The organism is Rhizobacter koreensis (genome assembly GCF_013366375.1).
Classification (GTDB): Bacteria; Pseudomonadota; Gammaproteobacteria; order Burkholderiales; family Burkholderiaceae_C; genus Schlegelella_A; species Schlegelella_A koreensis.
The window spans coordinates 127,000-145,303 of record NZ_JABWMJ010000006.1 but is presented as its reverse complement, the minus strand read 5'-3'; the positions used below and the strand labels follow the sequence as shown (position 1 = coordinate 145,303).

Annotated in this window: 16 protein-coding genes; 11 read left to right on the top strand and 5 right to left on the bottom strand. The window is 72.3% G+C overall.

Annotation, left to right across the window (positions count from 1 at the left end; genetic code table 11):
• Positions 1–684, top strand: a complete 684-nt coding sequence (locus HQN59_RS13955; protein ID WP_176069719.1) for a hypothetical protein — start codon at positions 1–3, stop codon at positions 682–684.
• Positions 685–734: 50 nt separating this feature from the next.
• On the opposite strand, the gene HQN59_RS13950 is transcribed toward HQN59_RS13955, so the two are convergent.
• The 5 genes from HQN59_RS13950 to metG form a co-directional block, all read right to left on the bottom strand.
• Entirely contained in the window at positions 735–1,583 is an 849-nt protein-coding gene (locus tag HQN59_RS13950) for a segregation and condensation protein A (RefSeq protein ID WP_425342726.1), read from the bottom strand.
• Positions 1,584–1,599: 16 nt separating this feature from the next.
• The gene (locus HQN59_RS13945) at positions 1,600–1,800 is read right to left on the bottom strand and encodes a DUF3460 family protein (protein WP_176069717.1); all 201 of its coding nucleotides are present in this window, start codon (positions 1,798–1,800) and stop codon (positions 1,600–1,602) included.
• A 139-nt stretch (positions 1,801–1,939) separates the two neighbouring features.
• On the bottom strand, positions 1,940–2,794 hold the full coding sequence (locus HQN59_RS13940) for an aldo/keto reductase (RefSeq protein ID WP_176069716.1): 855 nt from the start codon (positions 2,792–2,794) through the stop codon (positions 1,940–1,942).
• Positions 2,795–2,805: 11 nt separating this feature from the next.
• On the bottom strand, positions 2,806–3,852 hold the full coding sequence (locus HQN59_RS13935) for a Gfo/Idh/MocA family protein (RefSeq protein WP_176069715.1): 1,047 nt from the start codon (positions 3,850–3,852) through the stop codon (positions 2,806–2,808).
• Between the two features lie 51 nt (positions 3,853–3,903).
• Positions 3,904–6,078 carry a methionine--tRNA ligase gene (gene metG / locus HQN59_RS13930; protein WP_176069714.1) on the bottom strand — a complete coding sequence of 725 codons (2,175 nt, stop codon included), beginning with the start codon at positions 6,076–6,078 and terminating at the stop codon, positions 3,904–3,906.
• 171 nt (positions 6,079–6,249) lie between these two features.
• Here metG and HQN59_RS13925 point away from each other — a divergent pair, with 171 nt between their 5' ends.
• The 10 genes from HQN59_RS13925 to HQN59_RS13880 all read left to right on the top strand — a co-directional run bounded on the left by HQN59_RS13925 (position 6,250) and on the right by HQN59_RS13880 (position 18,246).
• Positions 6,250–6,654, top strand: coding sequence for a response regulator (locus HQN59_RS13925; RefSeq protein ID WP_176069713.1), 405 nt, complete (start codon positions 6,250–6,252; stop codon positions 6,652–6,654).
• A 123-nt stretch (positions 6,655–6,777) separates the two neighbouring features.
• Entirely contained in the window at positions 6,778–7,869 is a 1,092-nt protein-coding gene (gene apbC / locus HQN59_RS13920; RefSeq protein WP_176069712.1) for an iron-sulfur cluster carrier protein ApbC, read from the top strand.
• Between the two features lie 52 nt (positions 7,870–7,921).
• Positions 7,922–9,721: an NADH-ubiquinone oxidoreductase-F iron-sulfur binding region domain-containing protein gene (locus tag HQN59_RS13915; RefSeq protein WP_176069711.1), complete on the top strand. Its 1,800-nt coding sequence runs from the start codon at positions 7,922–7,924 to the stop codon at positions 9,719–9,721.
• The gene (locus HQN59_RS13910) at positions 9,718–12,621 is read left to right on the top strand and encodes a molybdopterin-dependent oxidoreductase (protein ID WP_176069710.1); all 2,904 of its coding nucleotides are present in this window, start codon (positions 9,718–9,720) and stop codon (positions 12,619–12,621) included. Before HQN59_RS13915 ends, HQN59_RS13910 begins: the two co-directional genes overlap by 4 nt.
• Positions 12,622–12,793: 172 nt before the next feature.
• Positions 12,794–13,408, top strand: coding sequence for a PEP-CTERM sorting domain-containing protein (locus HQN59_RS13905; protein ID WP_176069709.1), 615 nt, complete (start codon positions 12,794–12,796; stop codon positions 13,406–13,408).
• A gap of 73 nt (positions 13,409–13,481) precedes the next feature.
• The gene (locus tag HQN59_RS13900; protein ID WP_176069708.1) at positions 13,482–13,982 is read left to right on the top strand and encodes a DUF3305 domain-containing protein; all 501 of its coding nucleotides are present in this window, start codon (positions 13,482–13,484) and stop codon (positions 13,980–13,982) included.
• A gap of 5 nt (positions 13,983–13,987) precedes the next feature.
• Positions 13,988–14,737, top strand: coding sequence for a DUF3306 domain-containing protein (locus tag HQN59_RS13895; RefSeq protein WP_176069707.1), 750 nt, complete (start codon positions 13,988–13,990; stop codon positions 14,735–14,737).
• 106 nt (positions 14,738–14,843) lie between these two features.
• Positions 14,844–17,078 carry a 4Fe-4S binding protein gene (locus HQN59_RS13890; protein WP_246294915.1) on the top strand — a complete coding sequence of 745 codons (2,235 nt, stop codon included), beginning with the start codon at positions 14,844–14,846 and terminating at the stop codon, positions 17,076–17,078.
• A 97-nt stretch (positions 17,079–17,175) separates the two neighbouring features.
• Entirely contained in the window at positions 17,176–17,820 is a 645-nt protein-coding gene (locus tag HQN59_RS13885) for a TorD/DmsD family molecular chaperone (RefSeq protein ID WP_246294914.1), read from the top strand.
• 171 nt (positions 17,821–17,991) lie between these two features.
• Complete coding sequence (locus HQN59_RS13880) at positions 17,992–18,246, top strand: formate dehydrogenase (protein WP_217704130.1); 255 nt, start codon at positions 17,992–17,994, stop codon at positions 18,244–18,246.
• Positions 18,247–18,304 lie beyond the last annotated feature (58 nt).

Below are 18,304 nucleotides of genomic sequence, written 5' to 3'. Positions count from 1 at the left end.
GTGCACCGTCCCCCATCCCTTCTCCTGGCCGCGAGCGCCGCTGCCGGCTTGCTGCTCGCCGCCTGCGCGACCACGCCGTCGACCGGCCCGATGAGCTTTTTCGTCACCAGTGTGGGCTCCGGCAAGGGCGGCGACCTCGGCGGCCTCGCAGGTGCCGACGCGCACTGCCAGAAGCTCGCCATCGCGGCTGGCGCGGGCAATCGCACCTGGCGCGCCTACCTCAGCGTGCCGCCGACGCTCGGCTCGGGCTCTACGCCGGGCGTCGCCGCGATCAACGCGCGCGACCGCATCGGCAGCGGTCCCTGGTTCAACGTCAAGGGCGAGCTGATTGCCCGCGACGTCGCCCATCTGCACGACGGCAACCACATCAGCAAGGCGACCGCGCTCGACGAGCGCGGCAACACGGTACGAGGGCGCGGCGACAACCCGAACGAGCACGACATCCTGACCGGCTCGCGCGCCGACGGCACGGCGTTCGCGCCGCAGACCGACACCACCTGCGGTGGCTGGACCAAGAGCGGCGCCGAGGGCTCGGCGGTGGTCGGCCACCACGACCGCATGGGGCCGAACGACGAGATCTGGGCCAAGTCGTGGAACTTCTCGCACCAGTCGGCCGGCTGCAGCCCGGAGGCCCTGGTGCGCACCGGGGGGTCGGGGAAGCTTTACTGCTTCGCCGGCAACTGAGCGGGCGGCCGGCTCTCGCCGGCGGCTGAGCCGGCGCACGCCGCGGCCGCCTACGCCGGCTGGTAGGCGAGCCGCACGTAGATCGGGGCGAACGCCTCGGCCTGCGTCACCTCGAGCAGGTGCTCGCGCGACAGCTCGAGCATCGCGATGAAGGTGACGACGAGCACGGGCAGCCCGCGCGAGACGTCGAACAGCTCCTCGAAGCTCGCGAAGCGGCGCCCGCGCAGCGTCTTCAGCATCAGGCTCATGTGCTCGCGCACGCTCAGCTGCTCGCGCGTGATGAGGTGGTGCTGGTTGAGCTTGGCGCGCTTGATGATCTCGAGCCAGGCGTCGCGCAGGTCGAGCGGGTTGACGTCCGGGAGGCGCAGCGGCTCGGTCTCGTCGATCGCGACGTGGGCGCGCAGGAAGTCGCGCCCGAGCAGGGGCAGCTCGTCGAGGCGCTGCGCCGCCAGCTTCATCTGCTCGTACTCGACCAGGCGCCGCACCAGCTCGGCGCGCGGGTCCTCGACCTCCTTGCCGTCCGCCGTCTTCTTCGGCGGCAGCAGCATGCGCGACTTGATCTCGATCAGCATCGCCGCCATCAGCAGGTAGTCGCTGGCGAGCTCGAGGTTGCGGCTGCGGATCTGCTCGACGTACGCCAGGTACTGGCGCGTCACGCTGGCGAGCGGGATGTCGAGGATGTTGAAGTTCTGGCGCCGGATCAGGTAGAGCAGCAGGTCGAGCGGCCCCTCGAAGGCCTCGAGGAAGACCTCGAGCGCGTCCGGCGGGATGTAGAGGTCGGTCGGCAGCGCGAACAACGGCTCGCCGTAGAGGCGCGCGATCGCGATGCCGTCGACCGTCTCGTCGGCAGGCGGCGGCGCCGGGGCGGCCGCCTCGGGCGCGATGACGTCGTCGTACACGGCGGCGCCGCCGGCGCTACGACTTGGTCTGGTAGACGTAGGGCTGCTGGCGCAGGCGCGCCTGGTCGAACTCGGTCTGCGTCTGCTCGTCAACCTTGCGCTCCCACAGGCGCGCGCGGCCGAGGCGCTGGTTCTCCTCGACCTGCGGGTTCTTCTGCTTCATCTCCCAGAGGAAGTTGTCGACGTCGGACGTGTAGGGCTTCCAGAACAGCGGCATGGTGGAAATCGCGGCGGAAAACCCGGCAGTTTAGCGGCCGCGCGCCGGCCGGTCGGATGGCTGGGGCACTCACGGCGTGACCGGCGCTGCGCCGGCGCCGCCGCGTGCACGGTCGGTCGAGCTCGTCGTCCGGACGCGGTCAGTTGATCGCGAGCGGCATCTTGCGGCGCGGCGGCGCGAAGCGCGCGTCGATCGCGCGCCGCGCCGAGGCGTCGAGGCTCACCTCGGCGGCCGCCAGGTTGGCGCGCAGGTGCTCGACGCGCACCGCTTTCGGGATCGCGACCACGCCGGGCTGCGCGAGCACCCACGCCAGCGCGACCTGCGCAGCGCTGAGGCCCGAGCGTTCGCCGATGCCGGCCAGCACCGCGTCACCCGCGAGGCTGCCCTGGTCAATCGGGCTGTACGCCATCAGCGGCATGGCGCGCCGGCGCAGCCACGGCAGCAGCGCGAACTCGGCGCCGCGCTCGGCCGCCGAATGCCAGACCTGGTCGGTCGCACACGCCGCTCCGCCATCGACGCCGAGCAGCTCGGCCATGTCGTCGACGTCGAAGTTGCTGACGCCCCAGCGGCCGATCGCGCCGGCGGCGACCCGCGCGTTCATCGCGTCCACCGTCTCGGCCAGCGGGACGCTGCCGCGCCAGTGCAGCAGGTAGAGGTCGATCGAGTCGAGGCCGAGCCGGCGCCGGCTGCGATCGCAGGCGAGCGCGGTGCCGGTTGCCGTCGCGTGGGGCGGGTAGACCTTGCTGACGACGAACAGCTCGTCGCGGCGCACGTCGCCGGCGCGTACGGCGTCGGCGATGGCACGCCCGACCACTTCCTCGGCGCCGCCTTCGCCGTACATCTCGGCCGTGTCGATCAGGCGGTAGCCGAGCTCGATCGCGGTGCGCACCGCGGCGATCTCGGCCGCCCGGCTCGCGCGCGACTCGCCCATCCGCCAGGTGCCCAGGCCGAGCGCGGGAACTGCGGTGCCGTCGGGCAGGGCGATAAGGTTCATCCGGGTGCGGGTTAGGCGCCGAGGTGCGGCGCCTGCCGGTCGACTGCCTGCCAGCCGCCGCTCTGCGCGGAGGCGAAGATCGCCTCCGTGATCGTCGCGATCGCGAGCGACTGCTCGATCGGGTGGCTCGCCACCGGCTCGCCGAGCAGCAGCTGCGAGAAGCGCTCGATCTGCAGCACGTAGTGGTCGGCCGGCTCGAAGCGGAACGTCTCGGTCGGCAGGCTGCCGACACTGGAGGCGTCGCCGAGCTCGAGCGTGCAGGCGGTCGAGCGCGCGTGCGCGTAGGGGAAGTCCATGCGCAGCCAGCCCGTCTCCCCCATCACGCTGAACTGCTGGTGCGTGCCCCAGGCCGCGGTGCCGGCTTGCGTGCCGACGGTCAGCAACGCGTGGGCGTCGCCGTAGTCGAGCAGCACGCTGCTGAGCCGGTCGGTCCCGAACTGCGGGTCACGGTCGAGCGCCGCGACGACGCGCCGCGGCGCCCGCCGGAACACCCGCCCGATCGCGTCGAGCGCGTAGCTGCCGAGGTCGTAGAGCGCGCCGCCACCCTGCTCGAGCTGGTTGCGGATGTCGGCGGGATCCATGAAGCGCTTGGCGAGCGTCAGGTGCGCCGAGCGCGGCGCCCCGATCGCGCCGCGGGCGAGCAGCTCGTCGAGCTTTTCCCACTGCGGATGGTTGCGGTACGCGAACGCCTCCTCGATGTGCCGGCCGCAACGGTCGCGCACCTCGATCAGGCGCCGGACCTCGTCGGCGCGCATGCAGAGCGGCTTTTCGCACAGGACGTGCTTGCCCGCTTCGAGCGCGCGAACCGACCATTCGAAATGCAGCCGGTTCGGCAGCGGAACGTAGACGGCGTCGATGTGGGGATCGGCGAGCAGCGCCTCGTAGCTCGCGTGCACGCGCGCGATGCCGAGCGCGTCGGCGATCCGGCGACCCTTGGCAGGGTCGCGCGAGGCGAGGGCGGCGAGCTCGGCGCTCGGCGCCTTCTTCATCGCCGGCAGCGTGCGCTCGACCGCGATCGCCGCCGCACCGAGCACGCCCCATCGAATGGTCGTACCCATCACCACCCGCCGCATCCGCGCATGGCGCTCGCGCGGGCGGCCACCGTCATCTCAGCGGACCCTGAGGCCGGCGACGGCTCCCGGCACCGCCAGGGTGTCGGGCTCGAGGATCCACAAGCCCGGCTCGCCAGCGTCGGCGTGCGAGGCGGCGAGCACCATGCCTTCGCTGACGCCGAACTTCATCTTGCGCGGCGCGAGGTTGGCCACCACCACCGTCATGCGGCCGACCAGCTGCTCGGGCGTGTAGGCGGCCTTGATGCCGCTGAACACGTTGCGCAGGCGGCCGTCGCCGACGTCGAGCGTGAGCCGCAGCAGCTTGGTCGAGCCCTCGACACGCTCGCACGCGACGATTCGGGCGATGCGCAGGTCGATCTTCGAGAAGTCGTCGATGGTGATCGGCGCGGCGATCGACTCGCCGCCGGGCGGCCCGACCTCGATCGGCGCACCGTTGCCGGCGCCCGTCGACGTCGCGCTTTCGGCCGCGCCTGCAGCCGCCGCGGGCACGGCCGGCGCCTCCGCCGGCGGCTCGAACAGGGCGTCGAGGAGCTTGGCGTCGACGCGCTGCACGAGGTGCCGGTAGGTGCCGATCGCGTGCGCGCCGAGCAGCGCCGGCACGTCGGCGAAGCCGAGCGGCGCCACCTGCAGCCACGCCTCGACGTCGGCCGCGATGCCCGGCAGCACCGGCTTCAGGTAGACCGTGAGGATGCGGAAGGCCTCGATCGACACCGAGCAGGCGACGTGCAGCGCGTCGTCCATGCCCGCCTGCTTGGCCAGCTCCCACGGCTTGTTGCGGTCGACGTACTCGTTGACGCGGTCGGCGAGCAGCATGGTCTCGCGGATCGCCTTGCCGTACTCGCGCTCGTCGTAGAGCGCCTCGATGCGCGACGACGCCGAGACCAGCGCGTCGAGCAGCTCGCCGCCTTCTGCCCCCGCGCGCGGCGCGAGGCGCCCGCCGAAGCGCTTGCCGATGAAGCCGGCGGCGCGGCTCGCGATGTTGACGTACTTGCCGACGAGGTCGCTGTTGACGCGGGCGACGAAGTCGTCGGGGCTGAAGTCGATGTCCTCGACGCGGCCGTTCAGCTTGGCGGCGATGTAGTAGCGCAGCCACTCGGGATTCATGCCGAGCTCGAGATAACGCAGCGGCGAGATGCCGGTGCCGCGGCTCTTGCTCATCTTCTCGCCGCTCACGGTGATGAAGCCGTGCACGTAGATCGCGGTCGGCGTCTTGCGACCGCTGAAATGCAGCATCGCCGGCCAGAACAGCGTGTGGAAGTAGACGATGTCCTTGCCGATGAAGTGGACCTGCTCGGTCGTCGGGTCGGCGATGAAGGCGTCGAACGAGCGTGCGTCGCCGGCCGCCCGCGCGCCGCCGCGGTCGAAGTAGTTCTTCAGCGACGCCAGGTAGCCGATGGGCGCGTCGAGCCAGACGTAGAAGTACTTGCCGGGCGCATCGGGGATCTCGATGCCGAAGTAGGGCGCGTCGCGGCTGATGTCCCAGTCGCCGAGGCCGCTCGCCTCGCTGCCGGTCGCCTGCGCCGCGTCTTCGATCGGCGGCGCGAACCACTCCTTGATCTTGTTGAGCACCTCGGGCTGCAGACCGACCTCCTCGGTCCAGCGCTCGAGAAACTCGACGCAGCGCGGGTCCGAAAGGCGCACGAAGTAGTGCTCGCTGCTCTTTCGCACCGGCGCGGCGCCCGAAAGCGTCGAGTACGGGTTCTTCAGTTCGGTCGGCGCATAGACGGCGCCGCAGACCTCGCACGAGTCGCCGTACTGGTCCTTGGCGCCGCAGCGCGGGCACTCGCCCTTGATGTAGCGGTCGGGCAGGAACATGCCCTTCACGGGGTCGTAGAACTGCTCGATCGTCTTGGTCGAGATCAGCTCGTTCTTGCGCAGCGCGAGATAGATCTCGCGGGCGAGCTCGTGGTTTTCGGGACCGTCCGTCGAGTGCCAGTTGTCGAAGCCGATGCGAAAGCCGTCGAGGTACTGGCGCCGCCCGGCGGCGATGTCGGCGACGAACTGCTGCGGCGTTTTGCCGGCCTTCTCGGCGGCGATCATGATCGGCGCGCCGTGGGCGTCGTCGGCGCACACGAAGTGCACGCAGTGGCCGCGCATGCGCTGGAAGCGCACCCAGATGTCGGCCTGGATGTACTCCATCATGTGGCCGACATGGAACGGGGCGTTCGCGTACGGCAGCGCCGTCGTGACGAAGAACTGGCGTCGGGTCATGGGAAGGCAGCCTCGGGCAGGGCGGCAATTCTAGGCGGCGCACCTCTTCGCGACCGTGCGCGGTCTACACGTCGCCCGGGCGTGGCCGATAAGGCGTGGCTCCGGGGCGGCTGCCGCGCCCGGGCCTGCCGCCGCCGGCGGCAGGACCCTGCGACTCCCCGAAGGACGCCCATGGAACTCGCCGCCCTCCGATACCTGATCGTCGACGCCTCGGCCGACGCCCGCCGCGCCACGCGCGAGCGGCTCGCCGAGATCGGCTGCCGCGCGGTCGACGAGGCCGCGGGCAGCGTCGCCGCGCTGGCACTCCTGAAGGCGCGGCGCTTCGATCTCGTGATCGCGAGCGCCGCGATGCCGGGCGTGTCGGGCTTCGATCTGCTCAACGTGGTGCGCGCCGACCCGGCGCTGCGGCATCTGCCGGTGCTGATGCTGGTGGCGCCCGGTTGCAAGGACGACAGCGTGCGCGCCGTGCAGGGCGGCGCCGCGGGCTACCTCGTGACGCCGTTCGACGCCGCGGCGCTCGTCGGCACGCTGCGCGGCATCCTCGCGCGGCGCGGGCGGCCCGTGCCGGCCGCCTGAGCCGACGCCGCGGGCGGATGCCGAATGGCGCACGAACGGCTGGCGCCGGCGCACGCAGACCCTGTTCCGATCGCGCGTTCAACGGGGCTAGACTCGCCCGCACCGCAACCGTTCCGAGGCGCCATGCCCGTCGAAGAAGCCCCGCTGCTCGCTGCGCTGCAGACCGTCGTCGATCCGCAGACCGGCCGCGACTTCGTCTCGACGCGGCAGCTCAAGAACCTGCGCATCGACGGCGGCGACGTCGCGTTCGACGTCGAGCTCGGCTACCCGGCCAGGAGCCGCATCGAGGGCCTACGCCGGGCGCTGATCGCCGCCGCACGCGGGGTCGCCGGCGTCGAGAACGTGAGCGCGACGGTCACCACGAAGATCGTCGCCCATGCGGTGCAACGCGGCGTGCAGCTGCTGCCGAACGTCAAGAACATCGTCGCCGTCGCGTCCGGCAAGGGCGGCGTCGGCAAGAGCACGACCGCCGCCAACCTCGCGCTCGCGCTCGCCGCCGAGGGCGCCAACGTCGGCATCCTCGACGCCGACATCTACGGTCCGAGCCAGCCCACCATGATGGGCATCCAGGGCCGCCCGGAGTCCGAGGACGGCAAGACCATGGAGCCGCTCGAGAACTACGGCGTCGAGGTGATGTCGATCGGCTTCCTGGTCGACCCGGACAACGCGATGATCTGGCGCGGTCCGATGGCGACGCAGGCGCTCGAGCAGCTGCTGCGCCAGACGCGCTGGGGCGACCTCGACTACCTGATCGTCGACATGCCGCCGGGCACCGGCGACATCCAGCTCACGCTCTCGCAGCGTGTGCCGCTCACCGGCGCGGTGATCGTGACGACGCCGCAGGACATCGCGCTCATCGACGCGCGCCGAGGCATCGGCATGTTCGAGAAGGTGGGCGTGCCGATCCTCGGCGTCGTCGAGAACATGGCGGTGCACGTGTGCGAGAACTGCGGCCACGTCGAGCACGTGTTCGGCGCCGAGGGCGGCCAGCGCCTCGCCGAGGAGTTCAAGGTCGACCATCTCGGATCGCTGCCGCTCAACCTGTCGATCCGGGTCCAGGCCGACGCGGGCCGGCCGACGGTGGTGAGCGACCCCGACGGCGCCATCGCCGCGCTCTACAAGGACGTGGCGCGCGCGGTCGCGGTGAAGATCGCGCAGCGGGCGAAGGACTTCTCGGCGAAGTTCCCGTCGATCAGCATCTCGGCCGGAACGTGACAGCCCGGCGGGCCGCGGTCAGCCGCGCCGCGCGACTCGGCGCGGCGCTCGCATGACCACGGTCGCGAGCGTCGGCGCCGACGACCTGCGGCGCCAGCTGCGCAGCCGCAGCCGCCTGAAGGGCCGCCAGCCCGACGAGCGCTCGCTGGTCGACGTGCGCCAGCTGCTCGGCGAGCGTCCGCCCGAAGGCTGGCCGCGCGACCGCCTGATCGAGCACCTGCACCTGCTCAACGACTGCTACGGCGCGCTGCGCGAGCGCCACCTGGTCGCGCTCGCGGCCGAGATGAACCTGCCGATGGCGGCGGTCTACGAGGTCGCGACCTTCTATCACCACTTCGAGGTGCTGCCCGACGGCGAGAGCGCGGCGGCGATCACGGTGCGCATCTGCTCGGGCCTCAGCTGCCAGCTCGCCGGCGCGGCCGCCCTCGCGGAGCAGGCCGCGGCCGCGTTCGACGGCGTGATGATCCGCGTCGTCGAGGCGCCCTGCGTCGGCCGCTGCGAGCAGGCGCCGGTGGCGGTGGCGCACCAGTACCCGGTCGCGCACGCGACGCTCGATGCGGTGCTCGAGGCGGTGCAGACCGACCCCAACCAGCATCCGCGCCCGCCGTCGGGGGCCGACTTCGACCCGGCGCGCCTTGCCGGTCAGCCGATCCCGACCCGCGGCGGCGACGTCCTGACGCCGTTCGTCGACTACGCGACGTATTGCGAGCACGGCGGCTACACGCTGGCGCGCGAGGTGATGGCCGGCACGCGCGATCGCGAGGCGGTGCTCGCGGCCCTCGAATCGGCGGGCCTGCGCGGGCTCGGCGGTGCCGGCTTTCCGGCCGGTCGCAAGTGGCGCATCGTCGCGGCCCAGCCGGCGCCGCGCTACCTTGCCGTCAACATCGACGAGGGCGAGCCCGGCACCTTCAAGGACCGTACCTTCCTGGAGCGCGATCCGCACCGGTTCCTCGAGGGCGTGCTGGTCGCCGCCGCGGTGGTCGGCATCGAGCGCGTCGTCATCTACCTGCGCGACGAGTACCACGGCTGCCGCGCGCTGCTCGGCGCCGAACTCGGCAAGCTGCAGCGCTACGCCGGCTTTGCGCTGCCGGCGATCGAGCTGCGGCGCGGCGCCGGCGCCTACATCTGCGGCGAGGAGTCGGCGATGCTCGAGAGCATCGAGGGCAAGCGCGGCGAGCCGCGCCTGCGTCCGCCGTACATCGCCGAGGTGGGCCTGTTCGGCCGGCCCACGCTCGAGCACAACTTCGAGACCCTGTACTGGGTGCGCGACATCGTCGAGCGCGGACCCGACTGGTTCGCCGGCTTCGGTCGCCACGGCCGCAAGGGGCTGCGCAGCTTCAGCGTCAGCGGCCGGGTCGCCGAGCCGGGCGTCAAGCTCGCGCCGGCCGGCATCACTCTCAACGAGCTGATCGACGAATACTGCGGCGGCATGGCGGACGGCGGCACGCTCTACGCGTTCCTGCCCGGCGGCGCGTCGGGCGGCATCCTGCCGGCGAGCCTCGCGGACGTGCCGCTCGACTTCGACACCCTGCAGCCGTACGGCGCGTTCATCGGCTCGGCGGCGATCGTCGTGCTCGACGAGGGCGATCGCGCGCGCGACGCCGCGCTCAACGCCATGCGCTTCTTCGCCGCCGAGAGCTGCGGCCAGTGCACGCCGTGCCGCGTCGGGACTCAGAAGGCGGCGTGGCTGATGGAAGACGAGGTGTGGGATCGCGCGACGCTCGACGACCTCGCCGACGTGATGGTCGACGCCTCGATCTGCGGGCTGGGCCAGGCTGCGCCGAACCCGCTGCGCCACGTCTTGCGCTACTTCCCGCACGAAGTCGGCGCGGCCCAGGAGGGTGCGTCGTGACCGCGCGCGACACCATCGGGTTCACGCTCGACGGCGCATCGGCGAGCGCGGCGCCGGGCGAGTCGATCCTCGACGCCGCGCGGCGCCTGGGTGCGACCATTCCGACGCTGTGCCATCTCGACGGCTATCGGCCCGACGGCAACTGCCGCGCGTGTGTCGTCGAGATCGCCGGCGAGCGCACGCTCGCACCGAGCTGCTGCCGCGCCGTCGCGCCCGGCATGCACGTGCAGACCGCCAGCCCGCGCGCCCGCAAGAGCCAGCGCATGGTCGTCGAGATGCTGCTCGCCGACCTGCCGGAGCAGGGCTGGAAGTGGGTCGGGTCCGACGCCGGCCAGCCGCACGGCGAGCTCAGCGCGTGGGCGACGACGTTGGGCGTCACCGTGCGCCCGGAGCTGCGCGCACTCGAACGGCCGCAACCGGCACCGGATCTCTCGCACCCTGCGATGGCGGTGAACCTCGAAGCCTGCATCCAGTGCAAGCGCTGCGTGCGCGCCTGCGACGAGGAACAGGACAACGACGTGATCGGCTACGCCGGCCGCGGCGCCGGCAGCCTGATCGTGTTCGACCTCGCCGACCCGATGGTCGAGAGCACCTGCGTCGCCTGCGGCGAGTGCGTGCAGGCGTGCCCGACCGGCGCGCTGATGCCGAAGACGACGCTCGGCTCGCAGCAGTTCGACGCCAAGGTCGACTCGGTCTGTCCATTCTGCGGGGTCGGTTGCCTCGTCACCTACAACGTCCGCGACGGCGCGATCGCGAGCGTCGACGGGCGCGACGGGCCGGCCAACCACGGGCGCCTCTGCGTCAAGGGTCGCTTCGGCTTCGACTACGCGAGCCACCCGCAGCGCTTGACGAAGCCGCTGATCCGCCGGCAGGGCGTCGCCAAGGACCCGGCGTCGGTGCCGACCCCGGACGACGTCTCGGCGGTGTTCCGCGAGGCGACCTGGGACGAGGCGCTCGACGTCGCCGCGAACGGCTGGCGGCGCCTCGCGCAACGGCACGGGCCGATGGCGCTCGCCGGCTTCGGTTCGGCCAAGGGCAGCAACGAGGAGGCGTACCTGTTCCAGAAGCTGGTGCGCACCGGCTTTGGCAACAACAACGTCGACCACTGCACGCGCCTGTGCCACGCGTCGAGCGTGGCGGCGCTGCTCGAGGGCGTCGGCTCGGGCGCGGTCAGCAACCCGGTCGGCGACGTCGAGCACGCCGACCTGATCTTCGTGATCGGCGCCAACCCGACCCAGAACCACCCGGTCGCCGCGACCTGGATGAAGAACGCGGCCGAACGCGGCGCGCGGATCGTCGTCGCCGACCCGCGCCGCACCGGGCTTGCGCCGTACGCGTGGCGCGTGCTGCCCTTCAACGCCGATACCGACGTCGCGCTGCTCAACGCGCTGATCCACGTCGTCATCGACGAGGGCCTCGTCGACCGCGACTTCATCGAGCAGCGCGTCGACAACTTCGACGCGCTCGCCGCCGCGGTCGCCACGGCGAGCCCGGAGGCGATGGCGCCGATCTGCGGCATCGATGCCGAGACGCTGCGCGAGGTGGCGCGCGCGTTCGCGACCGCCAAGGGCGCGATGATCCTCTGGGGCATGGGGGTCAGCCAGCACGTGCACGGCACCGACAACGCGCGCTGCCTGATTGCGCTGTGCGCGGTCACGGGACAGATCGGCAAGCCGGGCTCGGGGCTGCACCCCCTGCGCGGCCAGAACAACGTGCAGGGTGCGAGCGACGCCGGGCTGATCCCGATGATGCTGCCCAACTACCAGCGCGTCGACGACGCCGCGGCGCGCGGCTGGTTCGAGCGGTTCTGGGGTGGCGGGGCGGGTACGGACGGCCGCGGCCCGGTCCATGCGGCGGTCGCGGCCGCCCCCGGCGTCGCGCTCGACCCGCGTCCCGGCTACACCGTCGTCGAGATCATGTGGAAGGCGCTCGCCGACGACGCCGACCCGCACAAGGTGCGCGGCATGTACATCATGGGCGAGAACCCCGCGATGAGCGACCCGGACCTGAACCACGCGCGCGGCGCGCTCGCCGCGCTCGAGCACCTGGTGGTCCAGGACATCTTCATGACCGAGACCGCGTGGCTCGCGGATGTGGTGCTGCCGGCGAGCGCGTGGCCCGAGAAGACCGGCACCGTCACCAACACCGACCGCATGGTCCAGCTCGGCCGGCGCGCACTGGCGATGCCGGGCGACGCGCGCCTCGACCTCTGGATCATCCAGCAGCTGGCCGCGCGGCTGGGCCTCGGCTGGCACTATCCCGGGCCGGACGCCGGTGTCGCCGCGGTCTACGACGAGATGCGTCAGGCGATGCACGGCGCGATCGGCGGCATCACGTGGAACCGCCTCGAGCGCGAGGGCAGCGTCACCTACCCTTGCCTCAGCGAGGCCGACCCCGGTCGGCCGATCGTCTTCGACGACCGTTTCGCGACGCCGAACGGCCGCATCCGGCTCGTGCCCGCGAGCTTCGTCCCCGGCGCCGAGCCGCCCGACGTCGACTACCCCTTCGTGCTGATCACGGGTCGCCAGCTCGAGCACTGGCACACCGGCAGCATGACCCGGCGGGCGAGCGTGCTCGACGCGCTCGAGCCGGCGCCGACCGCGTCGATGCATGGCGCCGACATGGCCGCGCTCGGCCTCGCGCCCGGCGACGCCGCGACGCTCGAGTCGCGCCGCGGCAGCGTTACGCTGCAACTGCGCCGCGACGACGGCACGCCGCGCGGCGCGGTGTTCGTGCCGTTCGCGTACTGGGAAGCCGCCGCCAACCTGCTGACCAACCCCGCGCTCGACCCGACCGCGAAGATCCCCGAGTTCAAGTACTGCGCGATCCGCGTCGGCGCGGCGGCGCAATGGCCCGCGGGCGGCGGCTACCGGCCCGGCACGAGCGTGCCGGCGGGTTGACCCGCCGCCCGAAGCCCATTTCCCGGGTCTTGCGCGGCGTGACATTCGTCACGCGATCCGGCATTGGGCCCGCCGACGAACGGCAGTCCATCCGCCGGGTGGCTTCCTATACTGCGCCAGCGAATGCGCGGGATGAGCTCGCGTCCGCCAGAACTAGAACCGGGAGATACGCATGAGGAAGTCGCTGGTCGCTGGCGCGCTGTTCGGGCTGGTTGCCCTGTCGCAGCCGGCGCTCGCCGCGTTCGTCGGTCCCACCGCCCCGAACAACTGGACGATCACCAACACCGGCACCCTGATCGGGCCGGCGCCGTCGCCCGGCTTCGCGCAGTTCACGACCGAGACCCTGACGCTGGTCGGGTCCAACGCGGTCACACCCGGTCCTACCTTCGACGTGCCGGCGTGCGTCGGCGGTGTCTACGGCGAACTCGGTCCGTGCCAGCTGCGGGTGACGATCCAGCTGAACGGCATGTACACGTTCAACTTCGACTACACGACGACCGACTTCGACGGCCCGCTCGGCGACATCTTCGGCGTACTGGTCGACGGCATGCCGATCATGCTGTCGGATCCGGGCGGCGGGAATTCGCAGTCCGGCCACGCCAGCTTCACCGCGATGTCGTCGTTCGGCTTCTTCATCGACTGCACCGACTGCGTCGAAGGCCGTGCCACCGTCGTGATCAGCGACTTCTGGTTCGTCCCCGAGCCGTCGTCGACGGCGCTGCTGCTCGCCGGGGCGCTCGGCTGGGGCGCGTTGCGCTTGCGCCGTCGCGAGACGCCGGTCGTCTGAGCGAGCCGGGCGGCTTGCTGCCGCCTGCGGAAAGCCCTCGGCGGGCGGCGTTGCGCCGCCGCTAGACTGGGGTGTGACCCCGGTCCCCTCGCAGCCCGAGCGCCCGCGCATCCGCGTCGCGGTGGTCATCGAACGCGTGCGCGAGCCCAACCGCTGGCAGGACTGGGCCTTCAGCATCGTCGACGTGGTGCCCGACGAGCCGGCGTTCGGCGCCGAGCCGCGCGTGCTGCGCGACGACGGCAGGCGGTGCCGCACCCTGTACCCCGGCTTCGAACTCGAGCTGTTCCGCGATCAGGCCGAGGGCTATCACCTCAACCTGTCGTCGGGCGCGCCGGTCTGGTTCGTGGTCTGGCGCATCGACGACGAGGATCCGTCGCTTGCCTGGCCGGAAACGGTGAGCCTGTCGTACGACGAGGCGGGGCGCTGGCTCGACGCCCAGGAGCGCGTCGACAACGTTCCGCTCACGCCCGACGTCGCGGCCTGGCTGCAGGCCTACACCGACGCCAACTACCGGCCGGAGCCGAAACAGCGCCGCCGGCCGCAGTCGTTCGTCGCGCCCGATCGGCGCGGCTGAACCCGATGCCCGCCGGCCGCGACGACGAAGGCTTCCTCGCGCGCTGGTCGCGGCGCAAGGCCGGGCGCGGCGACGCGCCGGCGGCGCCGAGCACCCCGCCGTCGGTCGCGCCGCGAGCGCGCGAGGCGCCTGCGGAGCCGACGGCGCCGGGCGCGAGAGACAGCGGCACGGAGAGTCCCGCGGGCGCTTCCGGCACGCCCGCCGTGACTTCCGACGCGCCGACGGCCGGCGCCGCCGGTCCTGCCGCGGCAGCGCCTCCGCTTCCGACCCTCGACGACGTCGCCGCGCTGACCCACGCGTCGGACTACTCGCGCTTCGTGGCGCCCGGCGTCGACAGCACGGTGCGCAACGCGGCCATGCGCAAGCTGTTCAGCGACCCGCACTTCAACGTGATGGACGGCCTCGATACCTACATCGAGGACTACGGCAAGCCCGACCCGATCGCGCCGGCACTCGTGCGCCGCATGAGCGCGGCGCGCGCGCTCGGATTGGTCGCGGACCACGACGAGGCGGCGCCGGCGCTGGAAGCGCCCGCCGGCGCCACGCACGCTGCGTCCCCGCGCGACGCAGCGCCGGGCGCCGAGGCGGCTTCGCCTACTGCGGAAGACGCCGGAGGCACGCCGCGGCCGAGTCCGGCGCAGTCCGCGCCCGCGCAGTCCGCAACCAGCCCCGGCGACGAGCGCGGCGACGGCGCGCCGAACCGCGCACCGGCGTCAGCTACACCTTCAGGCACGGCCGAATCGCGCTCGTGCTGACCGCGCCCCGAAGCTCGGGCTCGCGGCGACTACCGATGGTCAGACCGCCCTGCGAGTGGCAGAGTGGCTCGCACCGACGCACCGAGCCCGAGGCTATTCCCGACGCATGGCGACCCTGATCTGCGACTGCAACCGGTCGATGCCGCTCGACGGCGCCGAACTCGGTGCGGCACTGGGGCTTGCCGGCCCGCTGCCGGTCCACAGCACGCTGTGCCGCCGCGAAGCCGGCCACTTCCAGCGAGCGGTCAAGGAGACGGGTGACGTGCTCGTCGCCTGCACCCAGGAGAGCCGCCTCTTCACCGAACTCGCCGCCGAGACCGAAGGCGCGCTCTCGATCGCCGAGCGGCCGATCCGCTTCGTCAACATCCGCGAGAACGGCGGCTGGTCGAACGACGCGAGCCGTGCGATGCCGAAGCTCGCCGGGCTGATCGCCGCCGCGCAGTTGCCGGCGCCGGAGCCGGTGCAGACCGTGAGCTACCGCTCGCACGGCCGCGCGCTGGTGATCGGTGCCGACGCGCGCGCGCTGAGCGCCGCCACGATGCTCGCCGACAGCCTCGACGTGAGCGTGCTGATGACGCGTCCGGGCATCGTGCTGCCGCAGGAGCGCGCGTTCGCCGTGCACGCCGGCACGCTGACGCGGCTGGCGGGCTGGCTCGGCGCGTTCGAGGCCGAGTGGAGCCACGTCAACCCGATCGACCCTGACCTCTGCACGCGCTGCAACGCGTGCATCGACGTCTGCCCCGAGCAGGCGATCGACTTCAGCTACCAGATCGACCTCGCGCGCTGCACCGGGCACCGCAGCTGCGTGCGCGCCTGCGAGGCGGCCGGCGCGATCGACTTCGAACGCACGCCGAGCGTCACTCGCGAGGCGTTCGACCTCGTGCTCGATCTCGGCATCGAGCCTGCGTTCCGGCAGCACCAGCCGCCGCAGGGCTATCACCGTCCCGCGGGCGACGCCGAGCTGCTGCCTGCGCTGCTCGAGCTGAAGGCGAGTGTCGGAGAGTTCGAGAAGCCCAAGTTCTTCAACTACCGGCAGAAGCTCTGCGCGCACAGCCGCAACGAGCAGATCGGCTGCACGGCCTGCATCGACGTCTGCTCGGCGCGCGCGATCGGCAGCGACGCGTCGCTGAAGGGCCGCACCAGCGGCGCCGGCATCGTCGTCGACCCGCACCTGTGCGTCGGCTGCGGCGCCTGCACCACGGTCTGCCCGAGCGGCGCGCTCACTTATGCGGCGCCGCGGCCGCACGAGCTCGGCGCGCGCATCCGCACGCTGCTCGGCACCTATCGCAGCGCCGGCGGCACCGCGCGCAGCGGTGCGCCGGCGCTGCTGATCCACAGCCAGGGCGCCGGCGCGCGCTGCCTCGGCGCGCTCGGCCGCGCCGCCCGCACCGACCGCCACGTGCAAGGCGTCGGCGCGCGCGTGCTGCCGCTCCAGGTGTGGCACACCGCATCGATCGGCATCGATCTCTGGCTCGCCGCCATCGCGTACGGCGCAGGCGAGGTCTGGGTGCTGATGACCGACGAGGAGGCGCCCGAGTACCGCGCCGCGGTCGCCGAGCAGATGGCCGTGGCCGAGGCGATCGTGCAGGGACTCGGCTACGCGGGCGAGCACTTCCGGATCGTCGACGCCCGCGATGCCGTCGACGACGCGACGCTCAGCGCCGGCGAGGGCGGCCCGGTGCGCCGCATCGATGTCGGTCGCCCGGCGCCGCGCACGCCGGCGTGGGTCGCGCGCCTCGACCAGGCGCTCGCCGCGCCCCCGGCCACGACCGTGGCGCGGGCGGCAACGTTCGCGGTGCAGGCCGACAAGCGTGCGACGCTCGACCTCGCGATCGACCACCTGATGCAGGCCGCACCTGCCGTGCCGCAGGCGATCGCACTGCCGCCGGCCGGGCGCACCGCCAGCCCGTTCGGCAGCATCGTCGTGGACCGGGCCGCCTGCACGCTGTGCCTGGCATGCGTCGGGGCGTGCCCGGAGGCCGCGCTCGCCGACAACCCCGACCGGCCGCAGCTGCGCTTCATCGAGAAGAACTGCGTGCAGTGCGGCCTGTGCGCGAGCACCTGCCCGGAGGATGCGATCACGCTCGTGCCGCGCCTGCTGCTCGCCGACGGCGGCCGCGCGCGTCAGCTGCCGCGCGTGCTGAACGAGGTCGAGCCCTTCCACTGCATCCGCTGCGCCAAGCCGTTCGCGACCGCCAAGGTCATCGAGGTGATGCTCGGCAAGCTGGCGGGCCACGCGATGTTCCAGGGGCGCGCGGCCGAACGGCTGCAGATGTGCGGCGACTGCCGCGTGATCGACCTCCACAGCGATCCGCGCGAGGTGCGGATCACCGAGCTGTGACGCGGTCGCGCCGGACCGTGCAGGCGTTCGCCGGCGTGGCTCATCGTCAGGACGCCGCCCGCAGCCATGCGGGGCCATGCGGTCTGCGTCGCGTCCCATGACGGCGCCGGGTACGGCCGCCGCCGCACGGCACGAATTCGACGCCGACGCGGCCGACGAGCGCGCGCGCGCCGATCTCTACGGCCTGCTCGCCGCCCTGTTCCACGAGCCGCCGGCACCCGCGCTGCTCGCTTCGCTGCAGGCGGCGACCACGGACGCCGCACTCGACGGTGCCTTCCTCGCATCCGGCTGGCGCACGCTGGTCGAGGCAGCGCGCCGGGTCGACGGCGACGCGATCGCCGACGAGTACGCCGCGCTCTTTCTCGGCCTCGGCAAGCCCGAGGTCTTCCTCTACGGATCGTTCCACATCGCCGGCACGCTGAACCAGAAGCCGCTCGTCGACCTGCGCGACGACCTGCGCCGGCTCGGCCTCGAACGCCCGGAGCACGTCGAGGTCACCGAGGACCATGTCGCGAGCCTGTGCGAGGTCATGCGCGTGCTCATCGGCGACGGCACGGGCGCTGCCGACCTTGCGGCGCAGCAACGCTTCTTCGACGCGCACCTGCGCGGCTGGGTCGACCGTCTCTTCGAGGCGATCGTCGAACATCCGCGCGCCGATTTCTATCGCGCGGTCGCGGCGTTCGCGAAGGACTTCTTCGCGGTCGAGGCGCAGGCGTTCGACCTGCTCGCCGCCGGCTCGTGAGCCGTTCAGCCAGCGCACCAACTTGGTACGTGCTTGCCCCATTGACGGTCGATCGCGGACTGGTAGATTGGTCCGACAGCCTGGACGCTCCGGCTCGACGGCACCGCGGTGCCGCTCGGCTCGTTCGCGAACGGGAAGGTCACCGGCCGAGGCGGCCGCATGGAGCGCGTGATGAAGCTGTTCGGTTGGAAACGACGGGAACGGACCGACCCATCGGGTGAACCGGCCGGTGCCGGGCAGACGCTCGAGAGGCGCGAGGTGGTGGTCGGCGCCGGCGTGGCCGGTGCGGCCGCGCTGGCCGCGCAGGTGCTGCCGACCGGCGCCGCGGCACCTACCGCGACCGCCGCTGCCGAGCTGCCCTCGACCGCCGCCGGTTACCGGCTGTCGGCGCACGTCAAGCGCTACTACGAGACCACGAAGGCGTGACCGCCTTCGTCGTCACGAGCCACGAACGCGTGACGGCACGCACCGCGCGCCCAGGCGG